This window comes from Sphingobacterium sp. 40-24 (assembly GCF_001899705.1).
In the GTDB taxonomy this organism is placed as follows: Bacteria; Bacteroidota; Bacteroidia; order Sphingobacteriales; family Sphingobacteriaceae; genus Sphingobacterium; species Sphingobacterium multivorum.
Genome location: NZ_MKWH01000034.1, coordinates 146795 through 161776, shown reverse-complemented (window position 1 = coordinate 161776; position 14982 = coordinate 146795). Strand labels below are relative to the sequence as shown.

12 protein-coding genes are annotated in these 14982 nt (G+C 41.3%); 4 read left to right on the top strand and 8 right to left on the bottom strand.

What is annotated here, in order from left to right; translation table 11 throughout:
• Positions 1-49 precede the first annotated feature (49 nt).
• The gene (locus tag BGP15_RS12600; protein ID WP_112374468.1) at positions 50-238 is read right to left on the bottom strand and encodes a hypothetical protein; all 189 of its coding nucleotides are present in this window, start codon (positions 236-238) and stop codon (positions 50-52) included.
• 266 nt (positions 239-504) lie between these two features.
• Between BGP15_RS12600 and BGP15_RS12595 the strand changes: the two genes are divergently transcribed.
• Positions 505-993 carry a hypothetical protein gene (locus BGP15_RS12595; RefSeq protein ID WP_286769712.1) on the top strand — a complete coding sequence of 163 codons (489 nt, stop codon included), beginning with the start codon at positions 505-507 and terminating at the stop codon, positions 991-993.
• Here BGP15_RS12595 and BGP15_RS12590 read toward each other — a convergent pair.
• Entirely contained in the window at positions 967-1359 is a 393-nt protein-coding gene (locus tag BGP15_RS12590; RefSeq protein ID WP_286769711.1) for a diacylglycerol kinase family protein, read from the bottom strand. The two genes, BGP15_RS12595 and BGP15_RS12590, sit on opposite strands and share 27 nt — an antisense overlap.
• Before the next feature lie 203 nt (positions 1360-1562).
• On the opposite strand from BGP15_RS12590, the gene BGP15_RS12585 reads away from it, so the two are divergent.
• The gene (locus BGP15_RS12585) at positions 1563-2741 is read left to right on the top strand and encodes a MalY/PatB family protein (RefSeq protein WP_286769710.1); all 1179 of its coding nucleotides are present in this window, start codon (positions 1563-1565) and stop codon (positions 2739-2741) included.
• Positions 2742-2901: 160 nt separating this feature from the next.
• On the opposite strand, the gene BGP15_RS12580 is transcribed toward BGP15_RS12585, so the two are convergent.
• Positions 2902-5064, bottom strand: a complete 2163-nt coding sequence (locus tag BGP15_RS12580) for a S46 family peptidase (protein ID WP_201639396.1) — start codon at positions 5062-5064, stop codon at positions 2902-2904.
• A gap of 226 nt (positions 5065-5290) precedes the next feature.
• Here BGP15_RS12580 and BGP15_RS12575 point away from each other — a divergent pair, with 226 nt between their 5' ends.
• Positions 5291-6229: a hydrogen peroxide-inducible genes activator gene (locus BGP15_RS12575; RefSeq protein ID WP_046675858.1), complete on the top strand. Its 939-nt coding sequence runs from the start codon at positions 5291-5293 to the stop codon at positions 6227-6229.
• Between the two features lie 6 nt (positions 6230-6235).
• Positions 6236-8035, top strand: coding sequence for a chloride channel protein (locus tag BGP15_RS12570; protein WP_070569765.1), 1800 nt, complete (start codon positions 6236-6238; stop codon positions 8033-8035).
• Positions 8036-8124: 89 nt separating this feature from the next.
• Here BGP15_RS12570 and BGP15_RS12565 read toward each other — a convergent pair whose 3' ends face one another.
• The 5 genes from BGP15_RS12565 to BGP15_RS12545 all read right to left on the bottom strand — a co-directional run bounded on the left by BGP15_RS12565 (position 8125) and on the right by BGP15_RS12545 (position 14981).
• Positions 8125-8715: a riboflavin synthase gene (locus BGP15_RS12565; protein WP_286769709.1), complete on the bottom strand. Its 591-nt coding sequence runs from the start codon at positions 8713-8715 to the stop codon at positions 8125-8127.
• 751 nt (positions 8716-9466) lie between these two features.
• Positions 9467-10060 (bottom strand): RNA polymerase sigma factor, encoded by a 594-nt coding sequence (locus tag BGP15_RS12560; RefSeq protein WP_286769708.1) that lies wholly within the window; start codon positions 10058-10060, stop codon positions 9467-9469.
• Positions 10061-10259: 199 nt separating this feature from the next.
• On the bottom strand, positions 10260-11750 hold the full coding sequence (locus BGP15_RS12555) for an arylsulfatase (RefSeq protein ID WP_286769707.1): 1491 nt from the start codon (positions 11748-11750) through the stop codon (positions 10260-10262).
• Positions 11747-13270, bottom strand: a complete 1524-nt coding sequence (locus BGP15_RS12550) for a sulfatase family protein (RefSeq protein WP_112374473.1) — start codon at positions 13268-13270, stop codon at positions 11747-11749. The genes BGP15_RS12555 and BGP15_RS12550 overlap by 4 nt, the downstream gene beginning before the upstream one ends.
• Before the next feature lie 55 nt (positions 13271-13325).
• Positions 13326-14981 carry a RagB/SusD family nutrient uptake outer membrane protein gene (locus BGP15_RS12545; RefSeq protein ID WP_112374474.1) on the bottom strand — a complete coding sequence of 552 codons (1656 nt, stop codon included), beginning with the start codon at positions 14979-14981 and terminating at the stop codon, positions 13326-13328.
• Position 14982: the final 1 nt, after the last annotated feature.

Below are 14982 nucleotides of genomic sequence, written 5' to 3'. Positions count from 1 at the left end.
CATAAGAGGCTGATCGGCGGATAGTCGAAATTTGAAGGAAAATGTTATCTCAACATTGACGTTGAACAAACCAAAGGCTTTTAAGTAACTCTTCTTTACAGCGTCTGAGTTTTTCAATTTTGGATTCGGAAGGAATCGTAACTTGCTCTTTAACAATAATAGCCAAGTCTGTTTCAATGGACAATTTTGTGAGTGATGTACATCCACTATCAAATTTCTTAAAGCTTACATCTTTCATACTAATATTGGTTAAGAATTCCTGAATTTTATAATGTACAATTTACTAATAAAAATTAGCTTTACAATAAGCCTACGATAATTTTATTGTTACTAAATTGTTTATTTTTAATAGCTTATATCGTGCTAAAATAGTAGACTGCTATCTAACTTATAAACAATATTCGCTTGCTTTTTGTTTTTTGAATTTGAAAATTTTAAATGGTAGTTATTTAAAACAAAAATTCTTTTGAATTGCTATCTATACGATCAAACAAAAAATAGACGATGAGAATAATCAATTTCGGATTTATAGCGTTGCTGTGTTGTGCTGGCTGCCATCAGGAACAAAAAAAACAAGTTACTTCAACGAAACGCAATGATACTGTTCAAACTACTCAACCGTTGGATACCGCGGGTTTTTTTAGTGGAAAGAGTACATATCAGTACCTTAAAAATGGCGATACCATTTCACTGTCAATCACTGTTGATGGAGAAAAGGTACAGGGTGATCTTAGCTATGCCTGGAAGGAAAAAGATCGTAATAGCGGACATATTGATGGTGTCTTGAAGGGGGACATTTTAACGGCCGATTATACTTTTTCTTCTGAGGGACAGGAATCGGTCCGCCAGGTGATATTTAAATTATCTAAGGCTCGTGCAATGGAAGGTTATGGTGCGATGGAGGAGAAAGCTGGAAAAATGTCTTTTGTTGATCCGAAGAAGATTGCATTTGATGAGAAATTCGCGTTAGAAAATGTAACGAAGGGCCAATGAGATCAGCTTGGGGGTAAAAATTAATAGGCCGATCAATAGCGCGGTGATGCTGCTTATCATCACTGCCGCTGCGGCGACATCTTTCATCTTTTTGATGTTTGGGTTATGTTCTGGACAGATAAAGTCAGCCATATTTTCCAATGCAGTATTTAACAACTCACAGACGAATACAAAACCAATGGCAAAGAGTACAGCAATCCATTCGTGGGTACTGATGTGAAGCACAACGGATAGCAGTATGGCCATAATGGCCGCTATACAATGCACCCTGAAATTATGTTCTTCATGCCAGGCTGTTTTCAACCCACTGAAAGCATAGTGAAAACTCTTTAATCTGGCACGGAATGAAAAGTTGTTTTTGGCCATAGTTGTTATGCTATTTTCTGTAAAGATAGCGCTTTCTGCTTATCCAGGTATACTGGATTTTTTTATTGCATGTTGTCTATTATGTCCGCGAGTTTTGTTATGTATATTAGCCTTCACTAGGTAATTTATCGTGCGATCTGAACCCCCTTTTACTTTATCATATTTTTTTTGCAAATGCCTCCTAATTTTAATTAAATTGCTGTATGATCTATAATTTTGACAAAACGATTGTTCGTCGTGGTACCGATTCGGTCAAATGGAATCAACACGATTATGCCGATTTGATTCCACTCTGGGTTGCGGATATGGACTTTCCAGCAGCACAACCAGTCGTGGATGCACTTGCGCAACGGGTTCAACATGCGGTATATGGTTATGCTACGATTCCAACTGCTTTTTACAGCGCAGTGATGAGCTGGTCCTCACAGCGGCATAAATTTGTACTTCAACCGGAATGGATACTTCCTGTTATCGGTGTCGTACCGGCGCTTTCGGCTTTGGTAAGCGCATTGACATCACCCGGAGATAAGGTTTTGGTGCAAGAACCTGTATATCATTGTTTTTTTTCTTCCATAGAACGCAATCAAGCCCAGGTGGTTTCCAATGACCTGATTTATCGTAATGGCGAGTATACGATCGATTTTGAGGATTTTGAGCATAAAGCAAGTGATCCGAAAGTCAAGTTATTTATTTTATGTAGCCCACATAACCCGGCTGGGCGAGTTTGGACCCGAGCTGAGCTTGAACGTCTTGGTGAAATCTGTTTGCGACACCAAGTTTTAGTCATTTCGGATGAAATTCACTGCGATCTGGTATTTGAAGGCTATACACATATTCCTTTTGGAAGTATCAGTGCAGCCTTTTTGGCGAATTCGATTACCTGTGTAGCACCGAGTAAAACCTTTAATTTGGCGGGATTGCAGGTCGCTACAGTTCTCGTGGCCGATCCTGAACTCAAGAGGAAGGTGCAACAGGCTTTCTTAGCTAATGAGATCAGTAGCATAAGTCCCTTTGCCATTACGGGCTTGATCGCTGCGTACGAGTGGGGCGGGGAATGGTTGGATCAGGCTTTAAGCTACATCCATGCAAATTATCTGTATTTGAAAGGCTTTATGAACGAACATCTGCCTGCTTTGCATGTGTTTCCTTTGGAGGGTACTTATCTGGTGTGGGTAGATTGCGCCGCTTTGGGGATTTCAAGTCGAAAATTGGGAAAGCTCTTATTGGACGAAGCGCATGTGCAGGTGAATGTAGGTGCGATGTACGGGAAGGGGAGTGATGACTTTATTCGCCTCAACATTGCTTGTTCGAGGGAGGTATTGACAACAGGCTTGTTGCGTTTGAAGACTGTTTTCTCTTCTTTGCTCCAAGGGGCAAAATAGTATGCGAAGCTATTCTGAGTTAGATGAATAGGTTCTGATTTACGGTGATTCTTCGTTCGTAGTGGCATGCCGCCGGGCGAATCGGAAATAGCGTGGTGAACAAAAAAAGCCGCTGCATCTCTCGATGCAGCGGCTTTCTTGCGCCTTGTTTTAGACCAGATTAGATACCCATTTCTTTCAGGATAAAATGCGCGTTGTCAATTTTATCGGCAACCCAGAGGACATAACGAATGTCGACTCCGATGGATCTGCTGTAACTCTCGTTCCAAGCGAAATCATTAATTGTTGCGTCGTAAGCACGGTCAAAATTTACACCGATTAATTCACCATTGGCATTCATTATTGGAGATCCTGAATTTCCACCTGTAGTATCCATATCATATAAGATATTAACCGGCACGGACCCCAGGTCTTTTTGAACATAGGGACCAAAATTTTTGTTGAGGTAAGCTGTCTTGATTTCTTGTGGATAGTCAAATTCTGCTAAACCAAGATTTCCTTTTTGAATAATCCCTTCGATTGTTGTAAACGGTTTCATATAGGTTGCGTCAGCAGGCGAGTAGCCTTTGATGTGCCCGTAAGTCAGACGTAAGGTTGAATTTGCATCAGGAATAAAGTTCTTGGCCTGGAAAATTTCCTTAACGGCGACATAATCGCCCATTAATTTGTTCAGTACCCCTTCACGTCTTTTTTGTTCAGCAGCGAACTGGACAATATCATTGTTCAATTTGCCCTGGAAATCCAATAATTTGTCGTCAAATTTCTGAAGTGCATCGGCATTGGCCAAGACGGTATTTAGTATGTAATTTTGATCGCCAAGTTTACTGTTCTGAATAATCTCTGTTGCAAATTCTTGTGCAGTAGCCGTATTAAATTGCAATTTCTGAATGGAGGCCAATTGATTTTTACCTTGGAATGCAATGGCATCTTCCAACATTCGGGAGAAAATACGCTGATCAGCTTGCTTATTGTAGCTTTCGTAAGTTTCTTTAAGTGCTGTTTTTAACTTTTCAATATTTAAATCGAAAAGCTGTTTGGCCGCCTGGGATGATTTTTCCTTGGCTAAGTTGGTTTTCAGAACGTTTAGGTCGCGAGCTACTTTCAATAAGCTTGTGCTGTTGTAAATATTGTTGATCCAAAGTTCTTTCAGGGCATCTTGATCACTGAGCTGATAATAGGCATCAATATCAGCGAGTAGACTTCCATATTTGTTTTTCAATTCGGGTTTACTTAAGATAAACGCTGCCAGTGCTTCGTCTTCTTGTTTTTTTGTCGATAGCAAGTCGATTCCTCGTAAGCCCTTGAGTTTACCACGATAGTTTTTCAATACATTCGCATTACGTTTTATGCGTGTTGCCAAGGATAGGGCGATATCGGTATTGTCTTTTCCTGCTTCCTCCATCTGTTTATTTTGGAAATCATACAGGTTGGATACGTAGGGCAAAAGATATTCCTGTTGATATTGAATATATTGTGCTGGTCTGTGTCGGAATGTTTTTCCGGGATAACCAAGGATAAAGGTGAAATCATTTTCCCGTACCCCATTTGGATTGACTTTAAGGTGTTTTTTGGGCTGGTAAGGAACGTTATCTTTAGAATAAGGTGCAGATTTTCCGTTTTTGCCGACATAAGCTCTCAGAAAAGAATAATCTCCCGTGTGGCGTGGCCATACCCAGTTATCGGTCTCTCCACCAAATTCTCCGATGTTTTGACGTGGAATATAAACTAAACGAACGTCTTCAATTGTTTTATAACGGAATAGGACATAACTTTTGCCGATAAACATTTCCGATACTTCAGCTTTAATCGTCGGATCTTCCTTTTCAGCTTGTTTAACCAGTTCTTGTTGTTTACGTTTGATCGTATTGATACGCTCCACTGGATCGCTGATGTTAGCGACAGCATTTAATATTTTAGCGGAAACATCCTCATAAGAATCGGTAATTCTTATTTTTAATCCTTTTGCCTCAATTTCCTGCTCTTGATTTTGTGCGACAAAACCGTTTTTTAGGTAATTGTTGATTGCTGTACTCGCAAGTTGAACGGCAGAAAAAGCACAATGATGATTGGTAATAATCAGACCACGGTTTGAGACAAACGATCCAGTACATCCACTGACTTGAACCAGGGCATCTACCAGTCCGACCTGGCCAGGATTGTAGATGTCTCTCTCACTGATCTTTAATCCGGCTTTCTTCAATCCAGCTCTATTTAATTCGCTCAATGGAAACATTCCCTCATCAGGATTTGCCTTGCTATAAGGACTGTTTGCCATGGTTAAGAATAAAGCTAGTGCAATTGTCGTACGATTTATAAACTTCATAGGATTTTAACTATCAACTGTTGTAAATCTCCAAATTTAAGAAAAGCATTTCGATGAAATCGATTTTTTATGTGAACTAATGTAACAATAGTGGATATACAGGATCTTTTTGGCAAGGTATTTATTGTATAATCAGCAGGCCCAATACCCCTGTTGACTTTAATTGTAAAGGATTTGACATTGGTTTACGACAGGAATCGTAATTTTGTGCTTTAAAGATAGTAAGATGACCTTAATCCAATTGGAATATATTATAGCTGTTGATACCTACCGAAGTTTTGTTGCAGCTGCAGAAAAATGTTTTGTCACGCAACCTACGTTGAGCATGCAAATACAAAAACTTGAAGAGTCTTTAGGGGCAAAAATCTTTGACCGGAGCCGTCAGCCTGTTGTTCCTACAGAAATCGGCGAGAAAATTATTCTTCAAGCTCGAATGGTATTGACGGAAAGCCGAAAAATCAATGAGATTGTACAGGATAAAAAAGGGGAAATTGAGGGTACACTAAGGGTCGGTGTTATCCCGACAATCGCACCATATTTACTTCCGAATGTGCTGACCACATTTATGGAAAAATATCCGAAGCTACAATTGCAGATATGGGAATATACCACAGAACGGATTGTGCATGAATTGAAGGTCGGACTTTTGGACTGTGGTGTGCTATCTACTCCTTTAAATGACCCTGGGATTTTGGAGTCGCCTTTATTTTACGAAAATTTTGTCGCCTATATCTCAGTCAATAGCCCCCTGTTTCCGAAAAAAATACTGAGTGGCGATGATATTGCCGATGATAAACTTTGGTTGCTCAATGAGGGGCATTGTATGCGTGGGCAGGTACTTAATATTTGTCACCACAAACACAATCAAGATCTTACAGGAAGATTTGAATATAACACCGGTAGCGTAGAGACCTTAAAACGTATGGTCGATATCAACGATGGCATCACCATATTGCCTGAATTGTCGATTTGGGATTATTCCGACGAACAATTGGATCGTATCCGTTATTTCAAATCACCAGAACCGGTACGTGAGATATCATTGGTGACCACACAGAACTATGTGAAGAGACAGGCCATCCAGGCGCTGGAAAGAGAAATATTGGCCGTAGTACCCGATAAATTCAAAACAAAAAAGAAGAAGGAAGTGTTGAGCTTTCAATAGAACGATATGGGAAACCTCAAAAGACGTTTTTTTAAAAAAATAGACCAGATCAATCAATGGCGGATGAAGAAAGTTTCGAATCGGAACTTTATCATTATACTCGCATTTTTGGTTGGAATTGTCGGTGGTATTATGGCATCTGTATTGAAAAGATTAACCCATTTTATTGCAACGACAATACAAGATGATATCGACTGGAAAGTAAAATACTCAGTTTACTTAATTTTTCCATTGATCGGAATATTGCTCAGCGTGTTTTTTGTTCGCAAATTTCTAAAAGGGAAGAAGATGGAACATGGGATTACACCCATTATCTATGCCATCAGTCGGAAAGGCAGCCGATTGGATCCCAGTAATATTTATTCTCAGGTAGTGACCTCAGCTATAACCGTTGGCTTTGGCGGTTCCTGTGGTTTGGAAGCACCAGTTGCTTTGGGCGGGTCTTCTATCGGTTCTAATATCGCCCGTTTTTTTGGACTGCAGTATAAGGAAGTTACCATGTTATTGGCTTGCGGTGCAGCAGCAGGAATTTCAGGTGCATTCAACAGCCCTTTGGCCGGAATGATCTTTGCCATCGAGATTTTGCTTCCAGAATTTTCAATTCCCGTGTTCATTCCTTTGCTGATCTCATCAGCATTGGCTTCTGTTGTCTCTCGTGTGCTTTATAATGAACCCTTATTCAGTACATTTAATTCCGACTGGCAGGTTTCGGCCTTAATATTTTACCTCTTGTTGGCCGTGTTGATTGGGCTTTATACGATTTACTTTGCACGTGTTTCCAGAAGTGTGGGTAAATGGTTTTCTAAGATTAAGAATCCCTATAATAAAGTCTGGGTCAGTGGAATTGCTTTAGGTCTGATGATTTTTGTATTCCCGGCACTGTATGGCGAGGGCTATATTACCATTCAGCAGATTCTGAATGGTCAGTTTAACTCGATTGTTAAGAACAGTTTGTTTTCAGACTATAAAGATATGGGATTAGTCGTCCTGGGTTATACGATATTAACTTTATTTGGAAAGTCCCTTGCCGCATTATTTACTTTAAATGGCGGTGGAAATGGTGGTGTATTTGGACCAAGTTTAGTCATGGGCGGATTATTAGGATTTGCATTTTCGTATGGTGTAAACTTAACCGGAATAGCCGAGTTAAATGTGCCAAATTTTGTGGTTGCGGGGATGGCCGGTGCGTTGAGCGGCATTATGCATGCGCCGTTGACAGGCATATTTTTGATTGCTGAAGTGACCGGAGGTTATACGTTAATGGTTCCATTGATGTTGGTTTGTTCCATTTCTTATTTGATTAATCGAGCCGTGCTAAAGCATTCCATTTACACCAAGGTATTGGCCGAGTCCGGCGATCTGATTTCTTATGAAGATAAGGATCGATCCGTGTTAAGTATGATGCGGATTAAATATGTATTGGAAACTAATTTTGTGATCTTACGCCCTGACGAAACACCAAAAGGTCGACAAACAGACATCATCCATAGTAAACGCAATATCTTTCCCGTGGTTGATTATGAGGGCAAATTTATGGGACTTCTTTATAGTGAGTTTCTATTTTCAGTCTTATTGGGCGAAGTGGATGGGGGAGATACCACCTTTGAGAAATTAGCGCAGAAGCCAAATGATACCGTTGGGATCAACGAAAACATGGAAATCGTGATGGCTAAAATGAATAAGGACGATACGTGGATACTTCCGGTTTTAGGGGACGAAAATAAATATATGGGCTTTGTTTCCAAATCGAGTGTATTCAATAAATATCGCGCATTACTGATCCGTCAGGGGCACTATTTGGAATAAATCAAGTAGACAGTTAGGACCCGAAATAAAGCGTGTAAGGATGAACTTCCTTGGATTACCTTTAAACCCAAGGAAGAACAGTGAATTTTTTAAGCGCGCAAAGCCATTATCTTCGTGACATATTTCCCGATGATATCAAACTCCAAGTTGACTGTGCTCCCGACTTCAACCTGCTGCAAGTTGGTATGCTCTAACGTATATGGAATGATGGCAACGGAGAACTGATCGTCTTTAGAATCGACTACTGTCAAGCTGATACCATTTACGGTAATGGATCCTTTTTCTACGGTGATATTTTGTTGGGAAACATCATATTGAAAGGTGAAAATAAAACTACCATTTTCATCTTTCTTTTGGATACAACGCGCAGTCTGATCTACATGTCCCTGAACGATATGTCCATCAAATCTTCCGCCTGCCAAAGTACAGCGTTCCAGATTGATCAGATCGCCCACCTTTAACTGAGCCAGATTTGTCTTCTGTAGGGTTTCGTCAATTGCTGTCACTTTATGGAGATCATTGTTTAATCCTACTACAGTAAGACAAACGCCATTATGACTAACGCTTTGGTCTATTTTAAGTTCATTTGAAATAGCAGAACTGACGTAAAAATGGATATTACTTTTCTCCTGTTCGATATTTTCTATTTTTCCTAAGGTTTCTATGATTCCAGTAAACATGTTATTTTATTTTTGATTGTTTCCAAAGTTACTAAATAAAAAAATGAAATATGATTGTTAAGGTCGCACAAATACTGTCGCGATAAGTCAGGCGTATGCTAGTTGAAACTGGACTTAATGCTCAAACTAGCAGGATCGTTATAGCGATTGTTAAAAGGATCTTTAAAAAGGGCAATCCATCATTTCGGACCCTGTTTATGCATCCAATTGAACCTGTAAAAAATAAGAGTGCTTGATAAAACGAAGCAAAGGAGTGCTCCCTTATTACATAGTAAATTTAAATAATGCACGAGTTAAATACTGTGGTTGGGAGGCGCTGAGCGAAGCTACCAAAAAAAAAGCTTGTTGAAAAATGCAAAAAGACTGTAGTGTACATTGTACACTTACTATTCCTTTTGTGATTGCTATGCTAAAACAAATTTATGGGAGTTGAAAAAAAATATAACAAAATTTTTGTTTATATCATTTGAAGCACTATCTTTGTCCTAGGTTTAGGTTGATTGCCTCTTACAAAGAGGTATTTATAAAAGCTTAGCAGGTCGCCCGACCGAATGCTAAGCTTTTTTTTGTTTCTAGTTTTTTAAAATTATTGCTTTCTTAGTTTACTGATAAACAGTTGTTTGTATTTTTTAAACCGTTCCAACGTTGGAGGGCAAGTATTGCCTGAAGGTGGTTAACCTTAGAGGGTATGCTGTGTGAATAGCCTATTGGTCTATCTAGGGGTCGGATGCGGGAAATTGAAGGGAGTTAATTATCCTTTGAAGGCATACCATACAGATAGCATAAGAACACTGAGGTATTCAAATTTTTTAGATTTGAACCTTTCTTTTAATGCGTATAATGCCTTAGACCTTGCATAATAGACGGTCGATGCGGTTGTGTTTAATGTTTCACAAATTTCTTCGGTATTCAAGCCGGCCAAAAAGCTGAGCTTGAAGATCTGAGCCTGCTGTCTGGGGAGCAAATTTATTTCAGCAAGCAGCAATTCGGTGAGTTCTGTCCGGAATATTTTCTTGAGTACATCGTCTTCCGGAACCGACATATGCTGAAGAATATCGAGCTCCTCTTTCCGTACTTTGAATTGCGTCGTTCTTTGCATATCGATACAGGCATTTTTAGTAGCGATAAAAAGAAAGGCTTTCAGGCTTTCATAATTCTCTACCTTTTGTCGATTATTCCATAACTTAACAAAAACATCGGAGACAATTTCTTCGGCGTCGGTTTTGTTGCGGAGGTAGGAAAAGGCAAAATAGCGTAACGAATGACCAAAATGATCCATAAAAAAGCATAAAGCCATTTCATCACCTTCTTTTAGTGTATTGATGTATGATTCTATTTGCCGCATACTTGGTTATTGATCCTTTTACGTTGGCCTTCGGAATATGTTGTACTCCTCTATGGTCGATACGTCATTCAATAGGTACATTCACATTAGACTCCAGCTGTGGATTGCTGTGCTAAATTACATAAAAAACTTGGGTTGTCATGATTCAATCCGGACAACCCAAGTTTTTTAAGATAAAAAAATGAAGAAAGAAATCGATTTATTTTTTAATCATCTTATTCGCTACAATTTCCCATTCCTGAATATGGGCAGGTCGGTGTTCATGCTGAACAATTTCATCAAAATGTCGCAGCATTTGTGGGTATTGTGCAGCTAAATCATTTTCTTCCCAAGGGTCTGTCGTTAAATCAAACAATTGCCATTTTGCTTTGGGGTTTTTCTTCAGATCGAGTTTGACGGCCTTCCAACGTCCTTCGCGTATGGCGAGCTGGCCGCCCTTTTCTGGATATTCGAAATAGAGGTATTGATGTTTCTGTTGATCCTTCTGACCCAGCCAGGTTGGAAGGAGGGAGAGCCCATTGCTGTGTCCGGGGCTTTGTTGAACCAGCTGTGCGAAGGTTGCCATGAGGTCATATTGGGCCGAGATAAGGTCCGTTTCAGCATTGGCTTTGATATGGTTTGGCCACCTGACAATTAACGGAACTTTGATACCACCTTCAAAAACATCCATTTTTAATCCCCTAAGCGAATCGACACTGCGGAAAAAGCGATAATCTATGCCCCCATTAAAACCAGTTCCGTTGTCACTGGAAAACAGAATAATGGTATTGTCATCTATTCCCAATGATTTGATATGTTTCATAATCGTACCGACTTGGTCATCCAGATAGGTGATCATACCCGCATAGGTCGCTCTTGGATAGGGGGTAGCGGTATAGCCGTCCTGTCCGTAATACGGTTTGTCCTGGAAGAGGTCCTTATATTTATCCACATATTCCTGGGGAACTTGTAGTGATAAGTGCGGCAAAGTATAAGGAAGGTATAAGAAAAAAGGTTTACTTCGGTTTTTGTCGATAAAAGCCAGCGCTTTCGCTGTCATTAGTTCAGGTGCATATTCCTTACCGTCAAACTGCTTGAAGTCCTCTGCCGTGGCCTTACTGGAATCTAAAGGAGTATGTACAAATTTTTCCTTGTTTTGAAGGGGATATTTTGTTTCATTTTCCCAAAGATGAGTTGGGTAGTAATTGTGGGCCTGTTTTTGGTCCAGGTAGCCAAAAAAATAATCAAATCCCTGTTTGTTGGGGCTTCCGGTGGAATTATTCATCCCAAGTCCCCACTTTCCAATGGCTGCGGTCTGATAGCCGGCTTTTTTAAATAGGTGAGCCATGGTATACGTTCCTTCAGGAAGTGGCATCTGGCCAGCTTCGAGACTATCTGCAAAACCGCCCAATTCATAATTTCCGCGAATATAGGATTGGCCACCATGCTTGCCCGTCAACAACATGCAGCGGGCGGGGGCACAGACAGGCGTACTTGTATAGTGGTTTATAAAACGTAGACCTTCACGTGCCAGCTGTTGGATATGTGGTGTTTTGATCAATCGCTGTCCATAGGGCTCCGTTTCGGCATAACCTAAATCGTCCGCATAAAAAAATATAATATTGGGCAATTTTTGTTGCTTTTTCTTTTGTTGTGCAAAAAGAGTCCCCCATCCGAGGAGGATGAGGGCGAGTCCAGCTTTTATTTTCATTTTTTACGTTCTCCTTCCAATAACTGCTTGAGTTCAGCGACCTTTTCTGGATATTTTGAAGCCACATTATTCTTTTCGCCGATATCATTTTTGAGATCGTATAACTGATCTTCCGGAAGACTTCCTGTTTCAGTATCGGTTAGTTTCATGTAGGGGGCACCTTTGCTGGGTGCAATATATTTCCATTCGTCCTTTACGATAGCCAGTGTCTGCGCATGCTGTACCATACTGCTACGTCCCTTATTATCTTGACCGGTTAAGGTTTTCAAGAGTGGGGCGCTGTCTTTTGCTTCATCTGCTTTTAGTGGAACATCCAATAATTGGGCACTTGTTGCCAACAGATCTATTTGGCTGATCAAAGCATTGGAAACTTTCCCCTGTGCAACACCTTTGCCGCTCACGATAAAGGGCACGCGCGTTCCGCCTTCGAAGATGCTATATTTGCCACCGCGTAGTGGGCCTGCGGGTAGATGGCCATTTTGTTGGGCCACAGCTCCATCCATATAGCCGTCGTCGAGAACGGGCCCGTTGTCGCTACTGAAAATTATAATCGTGTTTTTGTCAAGTCCCAAGAGCTGCAACTGCTGTTGAATTTGTCCGACGGTCCAATCCAATTGCAGAATAGCATCGCCGCGGTAGCCGAGTTTGCTTTTCCCTTTAAATTGTGTTGCGGGCATACGTGGGACATGTGGTTCTGTCAAGCAGAAATAGAGAAAGAACGGTTTGTTTTGATGTTGGGAAATAAAGTCCTGGGCTTTGTGGAGAAATGTTGTGGAAACTTCTTCATCCACCCACCTGGCACGTGTTCCGCCGCTCATGTAGCCGATTCTTCCGATACCGTTGACGATAGTCTGATTGTGGCCCTGACCCGGTGAAGAATGCATTTTGAGCAGTTCGGGGTGTTCTTTGCCCGTAGGGTCGTTCCCAATTTTCTTTTCATAGTCCACCAGAATTGGATCATTGGCTTCAGCGGCCACAACTTGATCATTTTCAAGAAACACTGTTGGGACGCGATCTGCTGTTGCAGGAAAAATGAATGAATAGTCAAAACCTACATCATTAGGCCCGGGTTTAATGGGGGCATTCCAGTCTTTTTGGACCTGATTTCCGAGTCCCATATGCCATTTGCCAACAATGGCAGTAGCATAGCCGGCATGTTTAAATACTTTGGGTAATGTAATTTTATCCGTAGGAACGATTAGCTTGGCATCGCCTGGCAGAATGCCTGTCCCTTCCTGGCGCCATGGATACGTCCCGGTCATCAATGCAAAACGGGAAGGGGTGCAAGTTGCCGATGTACTATGTGCATTGGTAAATCGGACGCCGTTCCGGGCGAGCTTATCCAGGTTGGGTGTCTCGATTTGTTTGGCACCATAGCTACTTAAATCACCGAAACCAAGATCATCCGCATAAATATAGATGACATTCGGTTTACTTGCCTTTTGGGCAAAACTAACGGTGGGTAGCGTAACAAAAAGGCTCGCGGAGAGTAATAACGCTAGAGATAGTGGCTTCTTCATATACGTTGAATTTTGTTTAAAGGGTATCGTTTGACAATTGACGATACCCAAGGTACTATTTTAAATTTGGATTGATATTAATTTCATTCTGTGGAATTGGCCAATGTTCATCTTGGCCAGCTCGGAAGGCCTTACTGGTTACGTACCATCGGCTATAAGGATCTTTGTTTCCACCTGCTTTTATGCGGAGATTTTTCGCACCTGGGAATGGTGCCCCATAGAAATCGCCCTTTAGTACATCTTTTGCGATACCCCAACGTAATAAATCCCAATAACGGAGTCCTTCCAGTGCAAGTTCGACACGTCTTTCGTTACGTAAGGTCGAACGCAGTGCGCTACTGCTTTGGACGGTGATGGCTGGCATATTAACGCTGCTTCTTTTTCTGACAGCGTTGATAGTTTTGTCCAGTAGGTCGCTGGTAATAGGATCACCATTTTCGAGTTTGGCTTCAAGGTAACTCAGGAGGACTTCGGCGTAGCGTATAATAGGAACATCGGCTCCAGAGTTTTGTAAGTTTCCACTAAAGCCTTCGTCGTTGAACTTGCGCAATCCGTAGCCCGTGCGTGTTGCCTGTTTTGTTGTTGTCAATTGATCAATAGACAATGTGGAATCTGGATGTGAGGTGTATTTTAAATTTTTAAAGCGGTCTCCATTTGTTATCACCGTGAAGGCTAAACGCGGATCCCGGTTTTTGCTGATGTCTTGCGCATTATATCGCGCATCATCGTACGAAAATGCCGTTCCATCGGTGAAACCATAGCTCTCTACAAGGCTACCAAGCGGGCAATGGAGATGCCAACCCCCGGCGACTGCGGGAAAATTGTGTTGGAACATACCGTTTCCAGCGAGATCAACAAGATACTGCGTGGCAAAAATAATCTCTTTGCTCGTTTCGTTGGTTCCATTAAATAAGCCTGAATAGTTGGGATCAATGCTGTTTTCATTGGCATTGATGATCTGCTCATAACTTTTGATCGCGTCGGCGTAGGCTTTTTCGGCCAGTTGGATGCGTCCCAGGAAAGCGAGGGCTGCCTGTTTGCTTGCGCGGCCCCGTTCTGCGGCAGTCAATTTGCCATAACTCGGTAAGTCGTTTGCCGCTTCCTGTAATTCACGTTCAACAAAAGTAACCAATTCCTGTTTTTTTGCTTTGGATACCTGGTTTGCCTCATTGGGTGTTAAGGTTTTGGTCACCAAGGGAGCGTCACCCCAGTATTGAGAGAGGTAGAAATATTGACAGGCACGTATAAAGCGCGCTTCTGCCTTGAAACGAGCGAGTAGTTCAGCTGAAATCGGCGTCTTATCAATATTTTCAAGGAAATAATTTGCACGGGCGATTTTCTTATAGGTATACTGCCAATAATTGTCTAAGTTGCCGTTATTGCTCGTTAATGTTCCATCGGATAGCTTGTTGAAAACCGAATTATCACCACGTCTATCGTAGGCATTGTCCGAAGCAAACTCCAGATAAAGTAGCCCGTTATAGGACCACCAGTCTGTGGGGCTGAATTCGGCGAGGGAGTTCATTTGGATTTCTGCTTTGTATAATCCTGTCAGCGCTGATTGCGCATTCGTTTCACTGGTCCAAAAAGTCTCGTTTGCAAATTTATCAAGCGGATTGGTTTCCAGCTGTTTTTTGCAGCTGATGCTCAGGCTTGATGCAAGAAGAATGCATAGGGCCAATTTTATATGTCTGTGTGTGCTATGTATCATG

Bases quoted from the DNA above. Each gene is read 5' to 3' on its own strand.
- BGP15_RS12565 (WP_286769709.1), bottom strand. From the start codon at position 8,715: ATGTTTACTGGAATCATAGAAACCTTAGGAAAAATAGAAAATATCGAA.
- BGP15_RS12595 (WP_286769712.1), top strand. From the start codon at position 505: ATGAGAATAATCAATTTCGGATTTATAGCGTTGCTGTGTTGTGCTGGC.
- BGP15_RS12570 (WP_070569765.1), top strand. From the start codon at position 6,236: ATGGGAAACCTCAAAAGACGTTTTTTTAAAAAAATAGACCAGATCAAT.
- BGP15_RS12555 (WP_286769707.1), bottom strand. From the start codon at position 11,750: ATGAAAATAAAAGCTGGACTCGCCCTCATCCTCCTCGGATGGGGGACT.
- BGP15_RS12545 (WP_112374474.1), bottom strand. From the start codon at position 14,981: ATGATACATAGCACACACAGACATATAAAATTGGCCCTATGCATTCTT.
- BGP15_RS12600 (WP_112374468.1), bottom strand. From the start codon at position 238: ATGAAAGATGTAAGCTTTAAGAAATTTGATAGTGGATGTACATCACTC.
- BGP15_RS12560 (WP_286769708.1), bottom strand. From the start codon at position 10,060: ATGCGGCAAATAGAATCATACATCAATACACTAAAAGAAGGTGATGAA.
- BGP15_RS12590 (WP_286769711.1), bottom strand. From the start codon at position 1,359: ATGGCCAAAAACAACTTTTCATTCCGTGCCAGATTAAAGAGTTTTCAC.
- BGP15_RS12550 (WP_112374473.1), bottom strand. From the start codon at position 13,270: ATGAAGAAGCCACTATCTCTAGCGTTATTACTCTCCGCGAGCCTTTTT.
- BGP15_RS12575 (WP_046675858.1), top strand. From the start codon at position 5,291: ATGACCTTAATCCAATTGGAATATATTATAGCTGTTGATACCTACCGA.
- BGP15_RS12580 (WP_201639396.1), bottom strand. From the start codon at position 5,064: ATGAAGTTTATAAATCGTACGACAATTGCACTAGCTTTATTCTTAACC.
- BGP15_RS12585 (WP_286769710.1), top strand. From the start codon at position 1,563: ATGATCTATAATTTTGACAAAACGATTGTTCGTCGTGGTACCGATTCG.